This window comes from Actinocorallia sp. B10E7 (assembly GCF_039871655.1).
GTDB lineage: Bacteria > Actinomycetota > Actinomycetes > Streptosporangiales > Streptosporangiaceae > Actinocorallia.
Genome location: NZ_JBDPLZ010000002.1, coordinates 479,463 through 498,515 on the forward strand (window position 1 = coordinate 479,463; position 19,053 = coordinate 498,515).

Here is a 19,053-nt window from a genome sequence, read left to right on the forward strand (position 1 = left end):
GCGGCGGCGGGCGGGTCACAGGGAGACGCCCAGGACGCCCGGGTCCAGGCCGCGCAGCGAGGCGTCGAGGACCTGCGCGGGATGCGCCACCGGCAGCTCCAGGCCCCGCCGGCGCAGTGCCGTGGCGATCTGCAGGGTGCAGCCGGGGTTGGCCGCGACCAGCAGGCCCGCGTCCGTCGCCGCGACGTTCGCGGCCTTGCGGTCGCCGAGCTCGCCGGCGGCCTCCGGCTGGAACAGGTTGTAGGTGCCGGCGGAGCCGCAGCAGACGTCGGGATCGGCGATCTCCCGCAGCTCCAGTCCGGGGATGCCCGCCAGCAGCGAGCGGGGCTGGACCCGGACGCCCTGGCCGTGCGCGAGATGGCAGGCGTCGTGGTAGGCGGCGGTGAGCCGCAGCGGATGGCGTTCGGCGCGGGGGCCGAGCTCGGCCAGGAACTCGCTGAAGTCCTTCGTCTTGGCGCTGAGCGCCTCGGCGCGGCCCGCCCACTCCGGCTCATCGGCCAGCAGCGCGGCGTAGTCCTTCATCGCCGAGCCGCAGCCCGCGGAGTTGACGACGATGACGTCGGCCGATTCGAAGGCGACGATCGTCGCCCGGGCGAACCGCCTGGCCTCGTCCGCCCGCCCCGAGTGCAGGGACAGCGCGCCGCAGCAGCCCTGGCCCCTGGGGATGAGGACGTCGCAGCCCTCCATCGCCAGCACGCGGGCCGTCGCGGAGTTGACCTGGGGGAAGAACTCGCGCTGGACGCAGCCGGTGAGCATGCCGACGGTCGCGCGCCGCCCGCCGCGGGCCGGGATCACAGAGGGCAGGCGGTAGGCGCGGCCCAGCGGGGGCGCGAGGCGCTCCATCGCGGCCAGGACCGGGCTGAGCCGCTCCAGGACGGGCCCGACGAGCCTGCTCAGCCCGCTCTTCTGGTAGAGCCGCAGCGGACCGCGCAGGGCCCGCAGGCGCGCCGGATAGGGGAAGAGGGCGAAGACGGCCTCGCGGAGCGCGCGCTCGGCCGGAGTCCGCGGATGGACGCGCTCGACCTCCTCCCGGGTGGACTCGATCAGCCGGTCGTACTGCACGCCGGACGGGCAGGAGGTCACGCAGGCGAGGCAGCCCAGGCACGCGTCGAAGTGCCCGGCCATCTCGGGGGTGAGGGGCGTCCCCTCGTGGTGCTGCTGCATGAGGTGGATACGGCCGCGCGGAGAGTCCATCTCCTCACCCCACAGCACGTACGTGGGGCAGGTCGGAAGGCAGAAGCCGCAGTGGACGCAGTCTCCGAGGAGCTTGCCGAGATCGTCGCTCATTCAGATGCCTCCGATGAAACGGCCGGGGGACAGCCGACGGTCCGGGTCGAACTGGTCCTTCACCCTGCGCATGAGGGACAGGGCGGGAGTGGGGCCCCAGAGGTCGAGCTCCTCCCGGACGTGCGCGGGAGCGTAGCGGACGACCGCGGGCAGGTGTTCACGCAGCTTGGAGACCAGACGGGGCGCGGCGTCCGCCGACGTTCCCAGGAACCAGACGCCAGAGCCCGCCGAGCCGCGCAGCCACGCGTCCCGCACCGCCAGGAGCGCGGACAGGTCCGTCGGTTTGCCCTGGACCTCGACCAGGACCTCGCCGTCGGGGTAGCGGCCCCACCACGCGGGAGGCGTGTCGCAGGCCTCGGCGTCCCCGCCCAGCAGAGCCAGGGCCTCCTCGGCGCGGAGGCGGGCGGCGGTGCCCTCGAACAGGGCGGCCACCGTGCCGTCGCCGTCCACCTCGATCGCGCTGGGGACCAGGTGGCTGTGCAGGAGCGAGCGCACGCGGCGCTGGGGGTCACGGCCGTCCGTCGTGACGTACACCTGCTGTTCGGGGAGGGGGTGCAGGCGGAACGACGCCTTGACGATGAGGCCGAGGGTGCCGAACGAGCCGGTGTAGAGCTTGCCGAGGTCGTACCCGGCGACGTTCTTCACGACCTTGCCGCCGGACTTCACGATGGTGCCGTCGGCGCGGACGACCGTGACGCCGATGAGCAGGTCGCGTGCCGTGCCGTACAGGAGCCGCCGGGGACCCGCGGCGGCCGTCGCCACCAGGCCGCCGACGGTGGAGGGGAACGCGGAGTCCAGCGCGAGCTGCTGGCCCGTCGTCCGCAGGACGTCCTGGAGCGACCGGACGGGCAGGCCCGCCTCGACCGTCACGACGAGGTCGCCCGCGGCGTGCTCGACCACCCTGTCGAGCTTGCGGGTGTCGATGACGACGTCACACGCCCGCGGCGGGGGGCCCCAGTGGAGGCGGGTGCCGTTGCCGCGCGGGACGACGGTGAGGCCCTCCTCGTGCGCGACGCGCATGACGGCGGCGGCCTCCGCGACGGTCGAGGGCTCGACCACGTACTTGGGGCGGACTCCGAGGATCGCGTCCTCGTCGGTGACCGGGCGGGAGTCGAACATCAGAACAGTTCTCCGTCGGGCGAGCCCTTGCGGACCCTCGGGACCTCGCCGCACAGGCGAGGGGTGGGGAAGACCTTGCCGGGATTGCACAGGTTCGGCGGGTCGAACGCGCAGCGCACCATCTGCATCGTGTCGAGGTCGGCCTCGGTGAACATGCGGGGCATGTAGCGCGCCTTGTCCACGCCGACGCCGTGCTCGCCCGTGATGGAGCCGCCGTGCCGGATGCACAGGTCGAGGATGGCGCCGGAGACCAGCTCGGCGCGTTCGCCCGCGCCCTCTTCGGCGTCGTCGAACAGGACGAGCGGGTGCAGGTTGCCGTCCCCGGCGTGGAAGACGTTGGCGACCCGGACACCCGACTCGCGCGACAGCCTGTCGATGCCCGCCAGGACCTCCGGGAGGGCGGTCCGGGGGATGACGCCGTCCTGGACGATGTAGGCGGGGGAGATGCGGCCGACGGCGGCGAAGGCGGACTTGCGGCCCTTCCAGATGAGGGCGCGGTCGGCGTCGTCGCGGGCGACGCGCTGCTCGAACGCCCCGGCCTCGGCGCACAGGCGCCGCACCCGGGCGAACTGGTCGGCGACCTCGGGCTCGGGACCGTCCAGCTCGACGACGAGGACGGCGGCGGCGCCCGCCGGATAGCCGCAGGCCACCGCGGCCTCGGCCGCCTCGATCGCCAGGGCGTCCATCATCTCGACCGCGGCCGGGACGATGCCCGCGCCGATGATCGCGCTGACCGCGGCGCCGGCCGTCTCGACGGAGGGGAAGGCGGCCAGCAGCGTCTCGACCGCCTGCGGGGCCCGGGTGAGCCGCACGGTGATCTTCGTGGTGATGCCCAGGGTGCCCTCGGAGCCGATGAACGCGCCGAGGAGGTCGTAGCCCGGCCCGTCCCCCAGAGTGACGATCTCGCCGTCGGGCGTGACGACCTCGCAGGCCAGCACGTGATTGGCGGTGAAGCCGTACTTCAGGCAGTGCGCTCCGCCGGAGTTCTCCGCCACGTTCCCGCCGATGGAGCAGATCTGCTGGCTGGAGGGGTCGGGGGCGTAGTAGTAGCCCTGCGGGCGCACCGCCTTGGTGACGTCCAGGTTGATGACGCCCGGCTCCACCACGGCCCGCTGGTTGTCCAGGTCGATCTCCAGGATGCGGCGCATCCGGGAGGTGACGATCAGGACGCCGTCCGTGCGGGGCAGCGCTCCGCCGGACAGGCCGGTGCCGCTGCCGCGCGCGACGTACGGGACGCCCGCGTCCACGCACGCGCGCACGACGGCGGCCACTTCTTCGGCGGACTCGGGCAGTACCACCAGGCCGGGAACGGCCCGGTGGTACGTCAGCCCGTCGCACTCGTAGGTGCGCAGCCTCACGGGATCGTCGATGACGGAGTCCGGCCCCAGCCGTTCACGGAAGCGTTCGGCCAGTCTCCGCGGCATCGGCTCTCCTTCTCGCGTCCTTCCCCTGCTCGCCCCCGCTTACGGGAAGCGGACGTAGGCCGGGGTGGTGAGGAACTCGCTGTACTCGTCGGCGAGGGTGACCTCCTTGAAGAGGGCCACCGCCTCGTTGTACCGGTCGGAATTGTAGGCGTCGCCCAGTTCCGCCTGGATCTTGGCCAGCTCCTCGTCCAGCAGCCCGTTCACCAGGTCCTTGGTGATGAGGGTGCCGTCGGGCAGCTTGATCCCGTTGTAGATCCACTGCCAGACCTGCGAGCGGGAGATCTCGGCGGTGGCCGCGTCCTCCATCAGGTTGTGGATCGCCACCGCGCCCGAGCCGTTCAGCCACGCGGCCAGGTAGCGCAGCGCCACGTCGATGTTGTTGCGCAGGCCGGCCTCGGTGATCTCACCCGGGGTCTTGTCGACGGACAGCAGGTCGGCGGCCGAGACCTGGACCTCCTCGCGGAGGCGGTCGCGCTGGTTGGGCTTCTCGCCCAGGACGGAGTCGAAGACCTCGCGGCAGACCGGGACCAGGTCGGGGTGGGCGACCCAGGAGCCGTCGAAACCGTCGGTGGCCTCACGGGTCTTGTCCGCGCGGACCTTCTCGAACGCGACCCGGTTGATCTCCTCGTCCTTGCGGGAGGGGATGAACGCGGCCATGCCGCCGATCGCGTGCGCGCCGCGCTTGTGGCAGGTGCGGACGAGCAGCTCGGTGTAGGCGCGCATGAACGGCGCGGTCATCGTGATGGCGTTGCGCTCGGGCAGGACGAACTGGGCGCCGCGGGAGCGGAACTTCTTGATGACCGAGAACAGGTAGTCCCAGCGGCCGGCGTTCAGGCCCGCGGAGTGGTCGCGCAGCTCGTAGAGGATCTCCTCCATCTCGAACGCGGCCGGGATGGTCTCGATCAGGACGGTGGCGCGGATGGTGCCGCGGGGCAGCTCCAGCTCGTCCTCGGCGAGGTTGAAGGCGTCGTTCCAGAGGCGGGCCTCGAGGTGCGACTCCATCTTCGGCAGGTAGAAGTACGGGCCCTTGCCCTTGGCCAGCTGGCGGCGGGCGCTGTGGAACATGTACAGGCCGAAGTCGAACAGCGAGCCGGACATCACCTTGCCGTCGACGGTGACGTGCTTCTCCTCCATGTGCCAGCCGCGCGGGCGGACGACGATGGTGGCGAGCTCCTCGTCGGGCTTGAGGGAGTAGCTCTTGCCGGTCTTCTCGTCGGTGAAGTCGATCGTGCGGTCCAGGGCGTTCCGCAGGCTGAGCTGGCCCTCGATCATGTTGTTCCACAGCGGGGTGTTGGCGTCCTCGAAGTCGGCCAGCCACACCTTGGCGCCCGAGTTCAGGGCGTTGATCGTCATCTTCCGGTCGGTGGGGCCGGTGATCTCGACCCGGCGGTCCTCCAGGCCGGGCGCGGGCTCGGCCACCCGCCAGGTGTCGTCGGAGCGGACCCCGGCGGTCTCGGGCAGGAAGTCCAGGGTGCCGCCCTGGTTCAGCGCCTCCTGCCGCTCGGCGCGCTTGGCCAGCAGCTCCAGGCGGCGCTCACCGAACTCGCGCTGCAGGGCGCCGACGAACTGCAGGGCCTCGGGGGTGAGGATCTCATCGAATCGCTCGTTGGTGGGTCCGGTGACCTCAACGCCCATGATCGGGACCTTTCTTCTTTTCGCCAGGTGAAAAACTACTTCTGAGTAATGAAAAGCCTAGCTCTAGAAGGAGGCCTGCTCCAAAGCGGGGGTGGGGAAACCCAGGTGAACATCGAGGGGTCCTCGTGGCAGGCTGGACATGGAAGAACCCAGCGCTGTCCGGTGTTGGTACAGCCAGGAGGAACATGACTGAGTTCAATTCTCGACCGTTCGAGGACTACGAGACCACGGGAGAGTTCGACCTCGCCGACAGGCAGGCGCTGCGGCGGGTGGGCGGCCTGTCCACCGAGCTCCGGGACGTCACCGAGGTCGAGTACCGCGCTCTGCGGCTCGAACGGGTGGTCCTGGTGGGCGTCTGGACGGAGGGCACGCTCGAGCACGCCGAGAACTCGCTGCGCGAGCTGGCGCTGCTGGCCGAGACCGCGGGCTCGGAGGTGCTCGAGGGGCTGATCCAGCGGCGCGCCAAGCCCGACCCGGCCACCTACATCGGCTCGGGCAAGGCCGAGGAGCTGGCGGACGTGGTGCTGGCCACCGGCGCCGACACCGTGATCGCAGACGGCGAGCTCACGCCCTCGCAGCTGCGCACCCTGGAGGAGATCTGCAAGGTCAAGGTCATCGACCGCACCGCGCTGATCCTCGACATCTTCGCCCAGCACGCCAAGTCCCGCGAGGGCAAGGCCCAGGTCGAACTGGCCCAGCTGGAGTACCTGCTGCCCCGCCTGCGCGGCTGGGGCGGCAACCTCTCCCGCCAGGTCGGCGGCCGGGCGGCCGGCGGCGTCGGCATCGGCGGCCGCGGCCCCGGTGAGACCAAGATCGAGCTGGACCGGCGGCGCATCCGCACCCGGATGGCCAAGCTGCGGCGCGAGATCGCCGAGATGTCCAAGTCCCGGGTGACCAAGCGCGCCGCGCGCCGGGCCCGCCGGGTGCCGTCGGTGGCGATCGCCGGCTACACCAACGCGGGCAAGTCCTCGCTCCTCAACCGGCTGACCGGGGCGGGAGTACTGGTGGAGAACGCGCTGTTCGCCACCTTGGACCCGACCGTGCGCAAGGCGGCCACCCCGTCGGGCAGGCCGTTCACACTGACCGACACGGTGGGGTTCGTCCGGCACCTGCCGCACCAGCTCGTCGAGGCGTTCCGCTCCTCCCTGGAGGAGGTCGCCGAGGCCGACCTGATCCTGCACGTGGTGGACGGCTCCGACCCCGAGCCGGAGGCGCAGATCGCCGCGGTCCGCGAGGTGCTCTCGGAGGTCGACGCCGCGTCGATCCCCGAGATCATCGTGATCAACAAGGCGGACGCGGCCGACCCGATGGTCGTCTCCGGACTGCGCCGCGCCTACCCGCGCAGCGTGGTGGTCTCCGCGCGGACCGGCGCCGGCGTCGGCGAGCTGATGGAGCTGGTCGAGGCCGAGCTGCCGCAGTTCGACCGCAGGGTGCACGTGCTGGTGCCGTACGCCCAGGCGGCGCTGGCCGCCCGGGTCCACGCCGAGGGCGAGGTCCTCAAGACCGAGCACCGCGACGAGGGGACGGAGCTCCTGGCCCGGGTGCCGCTGGAGCTCGCCGTCGAACTCGAGGGCTTCGAAGTGGCGCCGCTGGGACACTGACGGGCACCCGCCGGCGCTCACCGGTGTTCGGCACCGAACCGGTCACCGAAGAGCCACAGATAGCGCGTTCGGGCCCCATCGAGGGCCCGTTCGTTCTAGGGTTGTGAGGAACTTTCCCGGACCGTGCCACGTTTGCTGTCAAGAGGTTGTATGGCGGGCCTGACGTGCACTACCGTGACGAAACCGATATCTCCGGTCTCGTCGCTCCCGGTGCTCAGCCGAGCACCGGTCGGTACCCGCCACCCGGCATCCAGTCGGACGGCACGAACGAGAGCAGGTGGCTCTTGACGTCCGGTCGATCCCTCCCAGCGGACGGTTCGGTGACACAACTATGACGGTTCGCCTGCTGACGAACATCGGACGCCTGTGGACCGGCACCGATGTCTGCAGCAACGCCGCGATCCTCATCCACAAGGACCGCATCGTCTGGGCCGGACAGGCTTCCGACCTCCCCTCCAGCGTCCCCGGCGTCATCGACGACATCGTCGACGTCGACCACGTGGAGAACCTCGGCGGCGGCCTGGTCACCCCCGGGCTCATCGACGCCCACTCCCACCCCGTCTACGCCGGCAACCGCTGGGCCGAGCTGGCCATGCGCACCAGCGGCGCCAGCTCCCAGGAGATCGCCTCGGCGGGCGGCGGCATCGGCTCCACCGTCACCGTCACCCGGGGCACAGACCCGTGGACGCTGTGCAACAGCGTGCGCGAGAGGCTGCGCGCCTGGGTGCTGTCGGGCACCACCACCGTCGAGGCCAAGACCGGCTTCCACCTCACCAGGGACGGCGAGCTCGCCGACATCCGCATGTTGCGCTCCCTGGAGAACGAGCCGGCCATGCCGCGCATCCACGCCACCCTCCTGGCCGCCAACGTGCTGCCGCCCGAGTACTTCGGCCGCCGCCGCGACTACGTCGAGGCAGTCCGCCAGTGGACGGCCGACGCCGCCGCGGCCGGCGCGGACAGCGTCGATGTCTACTGCGACGAGGGGCACTTCACCGCCGACGAGGCCCGCATCATGCTCTACACGGGCAAGCAGGTCGGCCTGAAGCCGCGCATCCACGCCTGCATGTCCGACCGCAGCGGTGCCGCCCAGGTCGCCGCCGAGATCGGCTGCGCCTCGGCCGACCTGCTCACCGAGGCCTCCGAAGAGGACATCAAGGCCCTCGCGCACGCCGGCGTCACCGCCACCGTCTGCCCGGGCAGCGCCCTGCGCACCGGCCGCAAGGCCCCGGTGCGCGCCATGCTCGACCGGGGCGTCACCGTGGCGCTCGGCACCGACCACAACCCCGGCGAGTGCGGCATCACCTCGATGCCCCTGGTCGTGGGCCTGGCCGTCGCGATGTTCGGGATGAGCGTCACCGAGGCGCTGCGGGCCGCCACCATCGGCGGGGCCGCCGCGCTGCGCGTCTCCGACCGCGGCACGCTCTCCCGCGGCATGTACGCCGACATCGTCCTGTGGGACGCCGACCACGAAGGCGCCTTCGCGTGGGCGTACGGGCTGCGCGCGCTGCGCGTCTGGCGGGGCGGCACGCCCGTCCAGGCCTGATCCGTCGTCCGGACGGGACGGGCGCCGGCTCTTCGCGCGAAGGGGCGGCCGTCCGTCCGGGCCTGATTCTCTTTCCTGCTTCAGCGACCGCGGGGCCCGGCTCCCGCGCGGGCGCGAAGACGGCCTGTTCCCGGTTCTCGCGGGCCGCGTCCCGAGCGGACGCCGTGCTTCGGGCGTATTGCGGAGACCCGGAATCGGCAGCGTCACAGTCACGTTGACGTGACGAGGGGTTAACGCTATCTGGGTACGGTGCGGACATGGGTGTTGCGATAGTCACGGATTCTTCCGCTTATCTGCCTCCCGAGCTGATCACGCGGCATGACCTGGAAGTGGTCCCGCTCCAGATCGTCATCGGGGGAGCCTCCTACGAGGACGGCCTGGTCACCACGGACGACCTGGCCGAAGCGATGCGCGAATGGCAGCCGGTGTCCACCTCCCGCCCCTCCCCGGAACGTTTCGCCCAGGCCTATAAGGCGGCGGCCGGAACAGGGGCCTCCGCCATCGTGTCCGTCCACCTGTCGGGCACGATGTCCGGAAGCCTGGAATGCGCGTACCTGGCGGCGGAGGAGGCGTCCGTTCCCGTCAGGGTCGTCGACAGCCGCACCATCGGCATGGCCCTCGGCTTCGCGGCGCTCTCCGGAGCGCTCGCCGCTGAGCAAGGGGCCGGCCTGGACGAGGTCGAGGCGGTCGTCCGCCGCCGCGCCGAGAACAGCAGCACGCTCTTCTACGTCGACACTCTGGAGTACCTGCGCCGGGGAGGACGGATCGGCGCCGCCGCGGGCTTCCTCGGCACGGCCCTGCGCGTCAAGCCGCTGCTGCACCTCTCCGAGGGCCGGATCGCCCCCTTGGAGAAGGTCCGCACCTCCTCCCGCGCCCTGTCCAGGATGGAAGAGCTCGTCCTGGCCCGCGCAGGGGACGCCGAGGTCGACATCGGCGTCCAGCACGTCGCGGCGGCCCCCCGCGCCGAGGCCCTCGCCAACCGCCTGCGCGACCGCGTCCCCAACCTCCGCGACCTCCGCGTGACCGAAGTGGGCCCCGTCATCGGCGCCCACGTCGGCCCCGGCACCCTCGGCGTGGCCATCAGCCCCCTCTGACGTCCGCACGAATCCTCCGCGCCCTCCGCTCAGGGCGCGGCGGCCGGGCCGTCACCCGCACCTGCGCGCTCAGGTGCGCCGCTCTGCTGAGCGGTGTGCTCCTCGGGTGAGGGCCGGGCGGTCATCGCGTCGGCGGTGAACCGTTGTCGCCGGACTGTGCCGGCGTTTTCCCCAGAACGGCGTTCGGTGATTTTCGGTGCGCGGAGGGTGCCTAACGTCGGGGCATGAGCAGACGCCCGGTCGCCCAGAGCCAGCGGTTTCCCGAGCCCGAGCCGTTCGGCGGGGAGCAGGACGCGCCACCCGCCGCCTTTTTACGAGCCGGCCCGCAACCGCCCGGCCCGTCAGAGGGCGAGCGGAGGTCCCGTCCGGACGAAGGCTTCTGGGGCGGGGAGCCGGAGCCCGCCCGGCCGTTCACGTACGAGGACCCGGGCACGGACGACTGGACGGACGAGGCCGGCTCGCGGGAACCCTCCTCGGGACGCGAGATGTGGATCGACGACGAGCCCAGGCACGCCTCCGCTCCGGGCCCAGCGGCCCCGCCTTTGAAACCGCGCCCTTCCCTCCGCGGCGCGGGAGGACTCGGCGCCGCCCTGGAACGCTGGGATCCGGGTATCACCGGGGCCCGGGCCCTGGCCGTCGTCGGCCTGATCGCCGCCCTCGCGGCCGGAGTCCTGCTGTGGACGGGCCGTCCCGAACCCGAGCCGGTCCCGCCGGCCTCCACCGGCCCCGACTCCCCGCCTCCGCCCGCAGCCGCTCTCCACGCCCGGCCCGTGGCGGCTCCCACCACGGAACTCCCGGGAGACCCGTTGATAGTCCATGTCACCGGCGACGTCCGCACCCCCGGCGTGGTGACCCTCCCGCCAGGCTCCCGGGTGACCGACGCGGTGAAAGCCGCGGGCGGCCTGCGCAAGAACGGCAAGGTCGGCGCCGTCAACCTGGCCCGCAAGCTCACCGACGGCGAGCAGATCGTCGTGGGCTCCGACCTGCCCGCGGCTCCCGTCCCCCCGGCTCGGCCCGCCGCCTCCACCGGCCCCGCCACGCCCCTCGACCTCAACACCGCGACGCTGGAACAACTCCAGGAACTCCCCGGCGTAGGTCCGGTCCTGGCCCAGCGCATCCTCGACCACCGTGCCGAGAACGGACTCTTCCGCACGGTCGAGCAACTCCAGGACGTCAACGGCATAGGCGAACGCCGCTTCGCCGATCTGAAGGACGAAGTCCATGTCACCCCGCCCTGATCCCACCCGGCCTCCGGCCGCCTCCGCTCCGCCTCCGGCCGTCTCCGCTCCGCTCCCGGGCCCTTCCGCGGACCTCCGCCTGGTGGCCCCCGCCTTGTCCGTCTGGGCCGCGGCCTTCTTCCTCCTGCCCGCGCCACCGGTTCTCGCCTACCTGGTGGCCGCCCTCTGCGCGGTCCCCGGGCTTCTTCTTCTGGCGGCCCCCGGCGGCTCCCGCCCCGCGCAAAGGAAACCGCTCCACCGGCTCGCGAGAGACGACCGGTTCGCCGCACCCGACGGCGGCCGGGAACCTCACCTGGAACGGCAGCCCGGCTCTGCGAGCAGTCTTGGCCCCTGCCCGGACGGAGACAGCGGAGGAGCGTCTCGCGTGCGGCTCTCCGGCGGAGAGAAAGGTGCGCTTCGCGTTCTTCTCCGCCGTGGCGGGGCGGAGAGGAGGGGGTCAGGGCTTCAGGTGGGGCGGGGGTTGGCGGGGGTGGTGCTGGCGTTGGGAGCCGCTTCGGCTTTGGGGACGGGGCTGCGGGTGGAGTCGGTGCGGGGCGGGGTGGTGCGGGAGGCGGCGGAGCGGGGGGTGAACACGACCGTGGAGGTCGTGGTGAAAGGGGAGGGGCGGGTGACCGGCAAGGGGGTGGTGGTCGTGGAGGGGCGGGCGGTCTGGATAGGGCTGGAGAACGGGACGCGGGTACGGACGCCGGTGGTGGTGCTGGCGCGGCAGGAGGGATGGCGGGAGGTGGAGAGCGGGCAGCGGGTACGGGCGCGGGGGCGGCTGGGGGTCCCCGAACGGGGGGAGCTGCTGGGGGCGGTGGTGCTGGCGCGGGGCGAGCCCCGGGTGGTGGCCGAGGCGGGAACGGCCCAGCGGGCGGCCACAGGCGTGCGGGACGCGTTGCGGGAGGCGGTGCGGGGCCTGGAACCGGACGCGCGAGGGGTCGTCCCCGCCATGGTGCTGGGGGACACGGCGGGCGTCCGCACGGAGCTGAGAGAGGAGTTCGAACGGTCGGGGCTGGTGCACTGCCTGGTCGTCAGCGGGGCGAACTTCTCGATCCTGGTGGTGGTGGTGCTGTGGACGGGACGCCGGGCGGGCCTGGGCAACCTGCTGGGGTCGGTGCTCGCCGGAGCCGTGGTGCTGGGATTCGTGCTCGTCGTGGGCACGGAACCGAGCGTGCTGCGGGCGACCGTCATGGGGCTCGTCGGGCTGACCGCCGTCTGCCTCGGCAGGGAGCGGCAGGGCGTGCCCGCGCTGGCCGCGGCGGTCATCGTGCTGGTCCTGGCCGACCCGGGGCTCGCGCGGTCCTACGGGTTCGCCCTGTCGGTGCTGGCCACGTCCGGACTGCTGGCGCTGGCCCCGCGATGGCGGGACCGGCTGTCCGGCGCCGGTCTGTCCCGGAGGCTGGCCGAGGCGATCGCCGTCCCCCTGGCCGCCCAGGCCGCGGTCGGACCCGTCCTGGTGCTGCTGGCGGGCACGGTCAGCCTGGCCGCCGTCCCCGCGAACGTGCTGGCGGCCCCCGCGATAGCCGTCGCGACGGTCTGCGGCTTCCTGACGGCCGCCGTGGCCCCCTTCTTCCCCGGCCTGGCGACCTTGACGGTCCGTCCCGCGGGCTGGGCGGCGGGCTGGGTCGTCTCGGTGGCCAGGACCTTCGCCGCCGTCCCCTACGGCACGATCCCCTGGCACCAGGGACTCCTGGGCGCCCTCCTCCTGGTCGTCCTCACCGCCGCGGTCGCCGCGGCCATCCGCCATCGCGCCCCCCGCAGGCTCGTCGCCGCGGCGCTCGCGGGCCTGGCCCTCGCGGCCCTCACCTTCCGCCTGACCGCCCCCGGCTGGCCTCCCCGCGGCTGGCGCATCGTCGCCTGCGACGTGGGCCAGGGCGACGCCCTGGTCCTCCACGCCGCCCCGGGCCGGGCCGTCATCGTCGACGCGGGTCCCGACCCCGCCCTCATCGACGACTGCCTCTCCCGCCTCTCCCTCCACACCATCCCCCTCCTCTTCATCACCCATCCCCACGCCGACCACCTGGCTGGGCTCCCCGGCATCCCCCGCGACCGCACTCTCTCCACCGTCGTCCACACCCCCCTCAGCCCCACCACCTCGGAGCTCCGCGCCCTCCACACCTCGGGCCTCCGCCCGGCCTCCCACACCCGGATCCGGGTCGTGGCGGCGGCAGCGGGAGAACGTTGGAGAGTCGGAGAACTGGAGATCGAGGTGCTGGCTCCCCGAAGCGGCCAGGAGGTCCCGGACGGGGCCGGCGGAACGGAGATCAACAACGCGAGCCTGGTGCTGGTGGCCAGATGGCCCGGGCTGACCGTGCTGCTGGGAGGCGATCTGGAGGAGGAAGGGCAACGGGCGTTGCGCGGACTGGTGCCCAGAGTGGACGTGTTGAAGGTCCCCCACCATGGAAGCGCCCGTCAGGAACCGTCTTTCCTGACCGAGGGCGGACCCCGGGTGGCTCTGATCTCCGTGGGGAGGGACAACGACTACGGGCATCCGTCGGATCGGCTCCTGAGGATGCTGCGCGGGATCCGCGTCTACCGGACGGACCAGCACGGAGACATCGCGGTGAGCACCTCCGACCGCGGCATCGAGGTGGCCACCCGCTCCTGAACACCTTCCGGATCCGGGACGGCGAACGTTCCGAAGGCGTGACATCCTGGGGGGGTGGATGCGGTGACGTTGGTGGTGGGGGACGAGGAACTGCTGGTCGAGCGGGCGGTGGGGGAGATCGTCCAGGAGGCGCGGCGGAGTGATCCCGACACCGAGGTCGTCGATCTGACGCCTTCGACGCTGGAGCCGGGACGGCTGGTGGAGCTGACGTCGCCCTCCCTGTTCGGCGGCGGGAAGGTGCTGGTGCTGCGGGGGGCGCAGGACCTGGGCAAGGACCTCGCGGCCGAGGTCGGCGCGTATGTGAAGAATCCGGCGGACGACATGGTGTTCGTCCTGGTGCACGCGGGCGGCGTCAAGGGCAAGGCGCTGCTGGAGGCGTGGAGCAAGGCGGGGGCGCGGAAGATCACCTGCCCTAAGATCACCAAGCCGGGGGAGCGGCTGGACTTCCTCCGGTCGGAGATCCGGCTGCTGGGCGGCACGATCAGCGCGGGCGCCGCCCAGCAGCTCCTGGACGCGGTGGGCAACGACCTGCGGGAGCTGGCGGCGGCCTGCAGCCAGCTGATGGCCGACACCGGCGGGAAGATCAACGACGCGGCCGTCGCCCGCTACCACCGGGGCCGGGCCGACGTCAGCGGTTTCACCGTGGCGGACCTGGCCGTCGAGGGCAACCTCGGCGAGGCCCTGGAGCAGCTCCGCTGGGCCCTGGACACCGGTGTGGCGGCCGTCCTCATCAACAGCGCCCTCGCCCAGGGCATCCGGGGTCTGGCCAAGGTCAGCGGGGCCCGGGGCAAGAGCTTCGCCCTCGCCAAGGAGCTCGGCATGCCCCCCTGGAAGATCGAGCGCCTCCAGAAACAGCTCCGCGGCTGGTCCCCGGAGGGCATCGCGCGCGCCCTCACCGTCGTCGCCGAGACTGACGGGGCCATCAAGGGCGGCGCCGCCGACGCCTCCTACGCCCTCGAAAAGGCGATCAAGGAGATCGTCACCGCTCGAGCCCTCCGCTGACCCCGGACCTCGCCCTCCGAGCGTGCGCCTCGTCGCACGGCCGGGTGCCGTGACCGACCGGGCCTTCCCGGCCTGTATCTCCTCGGACGCTCCTGCTCCTGCTCCGTGTGCTCTGGTGACCGTCCTGCGGGAGGCGGGGTGCTCTGCCCGGTGAGGACGGGGTTGGGGGAAGCGGTTGCGGGTGGGGTGGTTGGTGGAGAAGGTAGGGGCATGGCAGAGGCGAGGCTGGGCGTGGACCTGGGACGTGTGGTGGTGGGGGCCAATCGGAATGCCCAAGGAAGGGTGTTCTTGGATGATCCGCGGCAGATGCCGTTGATCGAGGGGGCGTTCGCGGTGTTGCCGCGGCTGGTGGAACGTTTCAGCGGGCGGGCCTGGGTGATCTCGCGGGTGAGCGAGGAGGGGGAGCCGCTCTCGCTGGCCTGGCTGGAACACCACGACTTCTACGGGAAGACGGGGATTCCGCGGGAGAACGTGCGGTACTGCCGGAAGCGGGAGGAAAAGGCGATCCACTGCGCGGAGCTGGGGATCACCCACATGATCGACGACCGGATGGACGTGCACCGGGCGATCAGGGATCTGGTCCCCTACCGGTACCTGTTCGGGCCCCAGGAGGAGGAGGCTCCGGACTGGGTGATCGTCACTCCCACCTGGGAGGACGTCGAGCGGGCCATCGGGCTGCCCTGAGCGGCGGCCGCCTCGGCCGACGGTCCGCGGAACGGGTCTCGGCCGGGATCCGCGAGGGGTTTCGGCCGGGATTCACGGAACGGCCTCAGCCGGGGAGCCGTCCGGGGGCGGGGTGAGGAAGCCGAGGTAGGAGGGCGGGACGGCGGGGGTCAGCCAGACGCCGTTGGCGCTGACGCGGAACTCGTGGCCGTCCGCGGCCATGGCGGCGGCGTCGACGGTGAGGACGACGGGGGCGCCCCGGCGGGCGCCGACCCCGCGGGCGGTCTCGGGCGCGGCGGACAGATGGACGTCGTGCCGGGTCATGGGGCGCAGGCCCTCCTGGAAGATCGGTTCCAGGAGGCGGCCGACGGTGCCGTGGTAGAGGACGGGCGGGGGATCGGCCGGGGGGAGCCCGAGGTCGACCTCGATGGTGTGGCCCTGGCTGGCGCGCAGGCGCAGTCCGTCCTCGGAGAAGGCGAAGCGCCGCTTGTCGTTGGTCTCGACGACCTCGTGGAGTTCTTCGAGGGTGAGGGGGAGGCCCCGGGCCCGACAGGCGGCGAGGAGCGCCGCGACGTCGGTCCAGCCCGCGGGATCGAGGGTGAGGCCGAGGCGGGCCGGCTGATGCCGGAGATGGCGGGCGAGGTACTTGGAGATTTTCACCCTTCTTTTCGCGTCCATGTGGCGGATCGTAGGCCGGGGCCGCGGCGGAAGGCGAAGGAATAAACAGTGCGGATTCGTTGAAGCCATAAGAAAAGCCGCGACGTCATGACGTCGCGGCTTCGTCTCTCGGTGTCTCTCCCGCGTATCCCTTCCTCGCGAGGAGGGGATACGCGGGAGAGGCGCCGGAAAGGCCTACTTGCCGAGGGCGGCGGCCTGCTTGGCGATCGCGGACTTGCGGTTCGCGGCCTGGTTCTTGTGGATGACGCCCTTGCTGACGGCCTTGTCCAGCTTGCGGCCGGCGTTGCGCAGCGCGGCGTCGACGGCCTCGGCGTCACCGGCGGCGGCGGCCTCGCGGAACTTGCGGATCGCCGACTTGAGCTCGGTCTTGACCGCCTTGTTGCGCAGGCGCGCCTTCTCGTTCTGCTTGTTCCGCTTGATCTGGGACTTGATGTTCGCCACTGAAGAAAGCCTCGATTGAAGTCAACGTTACGGATGGGGCGCGGAGATCCGGCAGCCGATTCGGATCTGCGGGCACGGAGACACACGCGCCCACACGCAAGGATGCAGACTACCAAGCCCGGGGGCTCATCCCCAACTCGGACCAGAGCATCGACCCGGACATGGGACCATGGTAAGCGGAAGTCCTCCACGTCAACCTAGGATCCGCGTGCCGCCCGTACCGAACCACACCGATCCCGCGGTGATCCGCAACTTCTGCATCATCGCGCACATCGACCACGGCAAATCCACCCTGGCCGACCGCATGCTGCAGCTGACCGGGGTCGTCGACGACCGCTCGATGCGTGCCCAGTACCTGGACAGGATGGACATCGAGCGGGAACGCGGCATCACCATCAAGTCGCAGGCCGTCCGGCTGCCCTGGAAAGACCATGTCCTGAACATGATCGACACGCCGGGCCACGTGGACTTCTCCTATGAGGTCTCCCGGTCGCTGGCCGCCTGCGAGGGCGCGATCCTGCTGGTGGACGCCGCCCAGGGCATCGAGGCCCAGACACTGGCCAACCTGTATCTGGCCATGGAGGCCGACCTCCACATCATCCCGGTCCTCAACAAGATCGACCTGCCGGCCGCCCAGCCGGAGAAGGTCGCCGAGGAGATCTCCGGCCTGATCGGCTGCGACCCGTCGGAGGTGCTGCGCGTCTCCGGCAAGACGGGCGTGGGCGTCACCGAGCTGCTCGACAAGATCGTGGCGGAGGTCCCGGCCCCGGTGGGCGACGCGGACGCCCCGGCGCGCGCGCTGATCTTCGACTCGGTCTACGACACCTACCGGGGTGTGGTCACCTACGTCCGGGTCGTGGACGGCCGGATCACCCGCCGCGAGAAGTCCCTGATGATGTCGACGGGCGCCGCCCACGACACTCTCGAGGTCGGCGTGATCTCCCCCGAGCCGATCTCGACCGAGGGCCTGGGCGTCGGCGAGGTCGGCTACCTGATCTCCGGCGTGAAGGACGTCCGCCAGGCGAGGGTCGGCGACACGGTGACGATGGCGTCCCGCCCGGCGCCGGAGGCGCTCGGCGGGTACGACAACCCCAAGCCGATGGTCTACTCGGGCCTGTACCCGATCGACGGCGACGACTACCCGCTGCTCCGCGACGCCCTCGACAAGCTGCGGCTGAACGACGCCGCGCTGGTGTACGAGCCGGAGACGTCGCTGGCTCTGGGCTTCGGCTACCGCTGCGGCTTCCTCGGCCTGCTCCACATGGAGATCGTCCGCGAGCGCCTGGAGCGGGAGTTCAACCTGGCTCTGATCTCCACCGCGCCGAGCGTCATCTACCGGGTGGAGATGGAGAACGGCCAAGAGCACATCGTCACCAACCCCAGCGAGTACCCCGCGGACGGCAAGATCGCCCGGGTGTACGAGCCGGTCGTGCGGGCCACGGTGCTCACCCCGACGGAGTTCATCGGCACGATCATGGAGCTGTGCCAGGGCCGCCGCGGTGTGCTGCACGGCATGGACTACCTGTCGGAGGACAGGGTCGAGATCAAGTACACCCTGCCGCTCGGTGAGATCATCTTCGACTTCTTCGACCAGCTGAAGTCCCGGACACGCGGCTACGCCAGCCTCGACTACGAGCCCTCGGGTGAGCAGGAGTCCAAGCTCGTCAAGGTCGACATCCTGCTGCAGGGCGAGTCCGTGGACGCCTTCAGCCAGATCGTGCACGCCGACAAGGCCCGCGAGTACGGCCTGATGATGACCACGAAGCTCAAGGAACTGATCCCCAGGCAGCAGTACGAGGTGCCGATCCAGGCGGCCATCGGCGCCCGGGTGATCGCCCGCGAGAACATCCGCGCCATCCGCAAGGACGTCCTGGCCAAGTGCTACGGCGGCGACATCTCCCGTAAGCGCAAGCTGCTGGAGAAGCAGAAGGAGGGCAAGAAGAAGATGAAGACCATCGGGCGCGTGGACGTGCCCCAGGAGGCCTTCGTCGCGGCGCTCTCCACCGGTTCCTCGGCCGACAAACCGAAGAAGTAGCCGGACGGTTCGGCAGTTGTTCCACCCCTGCCCTCCTGGTCGGTCGGGCGGCGTCGCGGACGAGTTCCAGGCGGTGCCCGATGACGCCGTGGTGCGGCGGGAAAGAGGAGCGGGTGAACCATCCGGGCGTCGGCCACGTCAGAAGCGGGGAAGGACGCGCCCCCGCCAGCAAGATGAGAAACGAGCGCAGGCATGACCGACCCCGGCTGGAACCCCCAGCAGCCCTACGGCGACCCTTACGGCCAGCAGCAGCCCTACGGGCAGCAACCGCCTTACGGGCAGCAGCCTTACGGCCAGCAGCCCTACGCGCAGCCGACGCCGCCCTTTCCCCCGCAGCAGCCCTTCGTCCAGGCCGGTCCGCCGGTGAACCCGGCCGAGGAGCGGACCTACGCGATGGCCGCGCACCTCGGCCAGCTGATCGTCGGCTTCTTCGCGCCGCTGGTCACCTACCTCCTGTACAAGGACCGCTCCCAGTACATCCGCTGGCACTCGGTCCAGGCCCTCAATTTCGCGATCACCTGCTTCATCTACGTGATGGCGGTGACCTTCCTGTCGGTGGTGACCTTCGGGATCGGCTTCCTGCTGTTCATCCCTCTGGGTGCCGTCGAGGTCATCTTCCTGATCATGGCGGGGGTCGCGGCCAGCCGGGGCGAGTGGTACCGCTACCCGCAGTGGGTGGCCATCCCCCTGGTGAGCTGAAGCA

General features: G+C 71.4%; 15 protein-coding genes. 9 read left to right on the top strand and 6 right to left on the bottom strand.

From position 1 onward, the window contains the following. Window positions 1-15 precede the first annotated feature (15 nt). The 4 genes from ABGB12_RS07325 to aceB are packed head-to-tail and all read right to left on the bottom strand — an operon-like array spanning window position 16 to window position 5,465. The gene (locus tag ABGB12_RS07325; protein ID WP_347675501.1) at window positions 16-1,287 is read right to left on the bottom strand and encodes a heterodisulfide reductase-related iron-sulfur binding cluster; all 1,272 of its coding nucleotides are present in this window, start codon (window positions 1,285-1,287) and stop codon (window positions 16-18) included. After that, the gene (locus ABGB12_RS07330) at window positions 1,288-2,406 is read right to left on the bottom strand and encodes an FAD-binding oxidoreductase (protein ID WP_347675502.1); all 1,119 of its coding nucleotides are present in this window, start codon (window positions 2,404-2,406) and stop codon (window positions 1,288-1,290) included. Continuing rightward, window positions 2,406-3,830: an FAD-linked oxidase C-terminal domain-containing protein gene (locus ABGB12_RS07335; protein WP_347675503.1), complete on the bottom strand. Its 1,425-nt coding sequence runs from the start codon at window positions 3,828-3,830 to the stop codon at window positions 2,406-2,408. The genes ABGB12_RS07330 and ABGB12_RS07335 overlap by 1 nt, the downstream gene beginning before the upstream one ends. A 39-nt stretch (window positions 3,831-3,869) precedes the next feature. Further along, a complete protein-coding gene (aceB, locus tag ABGB12_RS07340) occupies window positions 3,870-5,465 on the bottom strand; it encodes a malate synthase A (protein WP_347675504.1) in 1,596 nt (531 codons plus the stop codon). A gap of 185 nt (window positions 5,466-5,650) precedes the next feature. Here aceB and hflX point away from each other — a divergent pair, with 185 nt between their 5' ends. The 7 genes from hflX (at window position 5,651) to ABGB12_RS07375 (ending at window position 15,217) form a co-directional block, all read left to right on the top strand. Next, complete coding sequence (gene hflX / locus ABGB12_RS07345) at window positions 5,651-7,066, top strand: GTPase HflX (RefSeq protein WP_347675505.1); 1,416 nt, start codon at window positions 5,651-5,653, stop codon at window positions 7,064-7,066. A 331-nt stretch (window positions 7,067-7,397) separates the two neighbouring features. Beyond that, the gene (gene hutI, locus ABGB12_RS07350; RefSeq protein ID WP_347675506.1) at window positions 7,398-8,609 is read left to right on the top strand and encodes an imidazolonepropionase; all 1,212 of its coding nucleotides are present in this window, start codon (window positions 7,398-7,400) and stop codon (window positions 8,607-8,609) included. A gap of 257 nt (window positions 8,610-8,866) precedes the next feature. Then, window positions 8,867-9,703 carry a DegV family protein gene (locus ABGB12_RS07355; RefSeq protein WP_347675507.1) on the top strand — a complete coding sequence of 279 codons (837 nt, stop codon included), beginning with the start codon at window positions 8,867-8,869 and terminating at the stop codon, window positions 9,701-9,703. Window positions 9,704-10,188: 485 nt separating this feature from the next. Beyond that, the gene (locus ABGB12_RS07360; protein WP_347675508.1) at window positions 10,189-10,941 is read left to right on the top strand and encodes a ComEA family DNA-binding protein; all 753 of its coding nucleotides are present in this window, start codon (window positions 10,189-10,191) and stop codon (window positions 10,939-10,941) included. Window positions 10,942-11,389: 448 nt separating this feature from the next. Beyond that, window positions 11,390-13,531, top strand: a complete 2,142-nt coding sequence (locus tag ABGB12_RS07365) for a ComEC/Rec2 family competence protein (RefSeq protein ID WP_347675509.1) — start codon at window positions 11,390-11,392, stop codon at window positions 13,529-13,531. 63 nt (window positions 13,532-13,594) lie between these two features. After that, entirely contained in the window at window positions 13,595-14,533 is a 939-nt protein-coding gene (gene holA, locus ABGB12_RS07370; RefSeq protein ID WP_347675510.1) for a DNA polymerase III subunit delta, read from the top strand. Window positions 14,534-14,815: 282 nt separating this feature from the next. Beyond that, window positions 14,816-15,217, top strand: coding sequence for a hypothetical protein (locus ABGB12_RS07375; RefSeq protein ID WP_347676092.1), 402 nt, complete (start codon window positions 14,816-14,818; stop codon window positions 15,215-15,217). Window positions 15,218-15,289: 72 nt separating this feature from the next. Here the strand turns inward: ABGB12_RS07375 and ABGB12_RS07380 are convergent, their stop codons facing one another. Both ABGB12_RS07380 and rpsT read right to left on the bottom strand, forming a co-directional pair. Further along, complete coding sequence (locus tag ABGB12_RS07380; protein WP_347675511.1) at window positions 15,290-15,874, bottom strand: RNA 2'-phosphotransferase; 585 nt, start codon at window positions 15,872-15,874, stop codon at window positions 15,290-15,292. Between the two features lie 174 nt (window positions 15,875-16,048). Then, the gene (gene rpsT / locus ABGB12_RS07385) at window positions 16,049-16,315 is read right to left on the bottom strand and encodes a 30S ribosomal protein S20 (RefSeq protein WP_347675512.1); all 267 of its coding nucleotides are present in this window, start codon (window positions 16,313-16,315) and stop codon (window positions 16,049-16,051) included. A 169-nt stretch (window positions 16,316-16,484) separates the two neighbouring features. Here rpsT and lepA point away from each other — a divergent pair, with 169 nt between their 5' ends. Both lepA and ABGB12_RS07395 read left to right on the top strand, forming a co-directional pair. Beyond that, entirely contained in the window at window positions 16,485-18,350 is a 1,866-nt protein-coding gene (gene lepA, locus ABGB12_RS07390) for a translation elongation factor 4 (protein WP_347675513.1), read from the top strand. A gap of 192 nt (window positions 18,351-18,542) precedes the next feature. Beyond that, window positions 18,543-19,049, top strand: a complete 507-nt coding sequence (locus ABGB12_RS07395) for a DUF4870 domain-containing protein (RefSeq protein WP_347675514.1) — start codon at window positions 18,543-18,545, stop codon at window positions 19,047-19,049. The last annotated feature ends 4 nt before the right edge of the window (window positions 19,050-19,053 follow it).

Bases quoted from the DNA above. Each gene is read 5' to 3' on its own strand.
- aceB (WP_347675504.1), bottom strand. From the start codon at position 5,465: ATGGGCGTTGAGGTCACCGGACCCACCAACGAGCGATTCGATGAGATC.
- ABGB12_RS07330 (WP_347675502.1), bottom strand. From the start codon at position 2,406: ATGTTCGACTCCCGCCCGGTCACCGACGAGGACGCGATCCTCGGAGTC.
- ABGB12_RS07360 (WP_347675508.1), top strand. From the start codon at position 10,189: ATGTGGATCGACGACGAGCCCAGGCACGCCTCCGCTCCGGGCCCAGCG.
- ABGB12_RS07380 (WP_347675511.1), bottom strand. From the start codon at position 15,874: ATGGACGCGAAAAGAAGGGTGAAAATCTCCAAGTACCTCGCCCGCCAT.
- ABGB12_RS07335 (WP_347675503.1), bottom strand. From the start codon at position 3,830: ATGCCGCGGAGACTGGCCGAACGCTTCCGTGAACGGCTGGGGCCGGAC.
- lepA (WP_347675513.1), top strand. From the start codon at position 16,485: ATGGTAAGCGGAAGTCCTCCACGTCAACCTAGGATCCGCGTGCCGCCC.
- ABGB12_RS07325 (WP_347675501.1), bottom strand. From the start codon at position 1,287: ATGAGCGACGATCTCGGCAAGCTCCTCGGAGACTGCGTCCACTGCGGC.
- hflX (WP_347675505.1), top strand. From the start codon at position 5,651: ATGACTGAGTTCAATTCTCGACCGTTCGAGGACTACGAGACCACGGGA.
- ABGB12_RS07395 (WP_347675514.1), top strand. From the start codon at position 18,543: ATGACCGACCCCGGCTGGAACCCCCAGCAGCCCTACGGCGACCCTTAC.
- ABGB12_RS07355 (WP_347675507.1), top strand. From the start codon at position 8,867: ATGGGTGTTGCGATAGTCACGGATTCTTCCGCTTATCTGCCTCCCGAG.
- hutI (WP_347675506.1), top strand. From the start codon at position 7,398: ATGACGGTTCGCCTGCTGACGAACATCGGACGCCTGTGGACCGGCACC.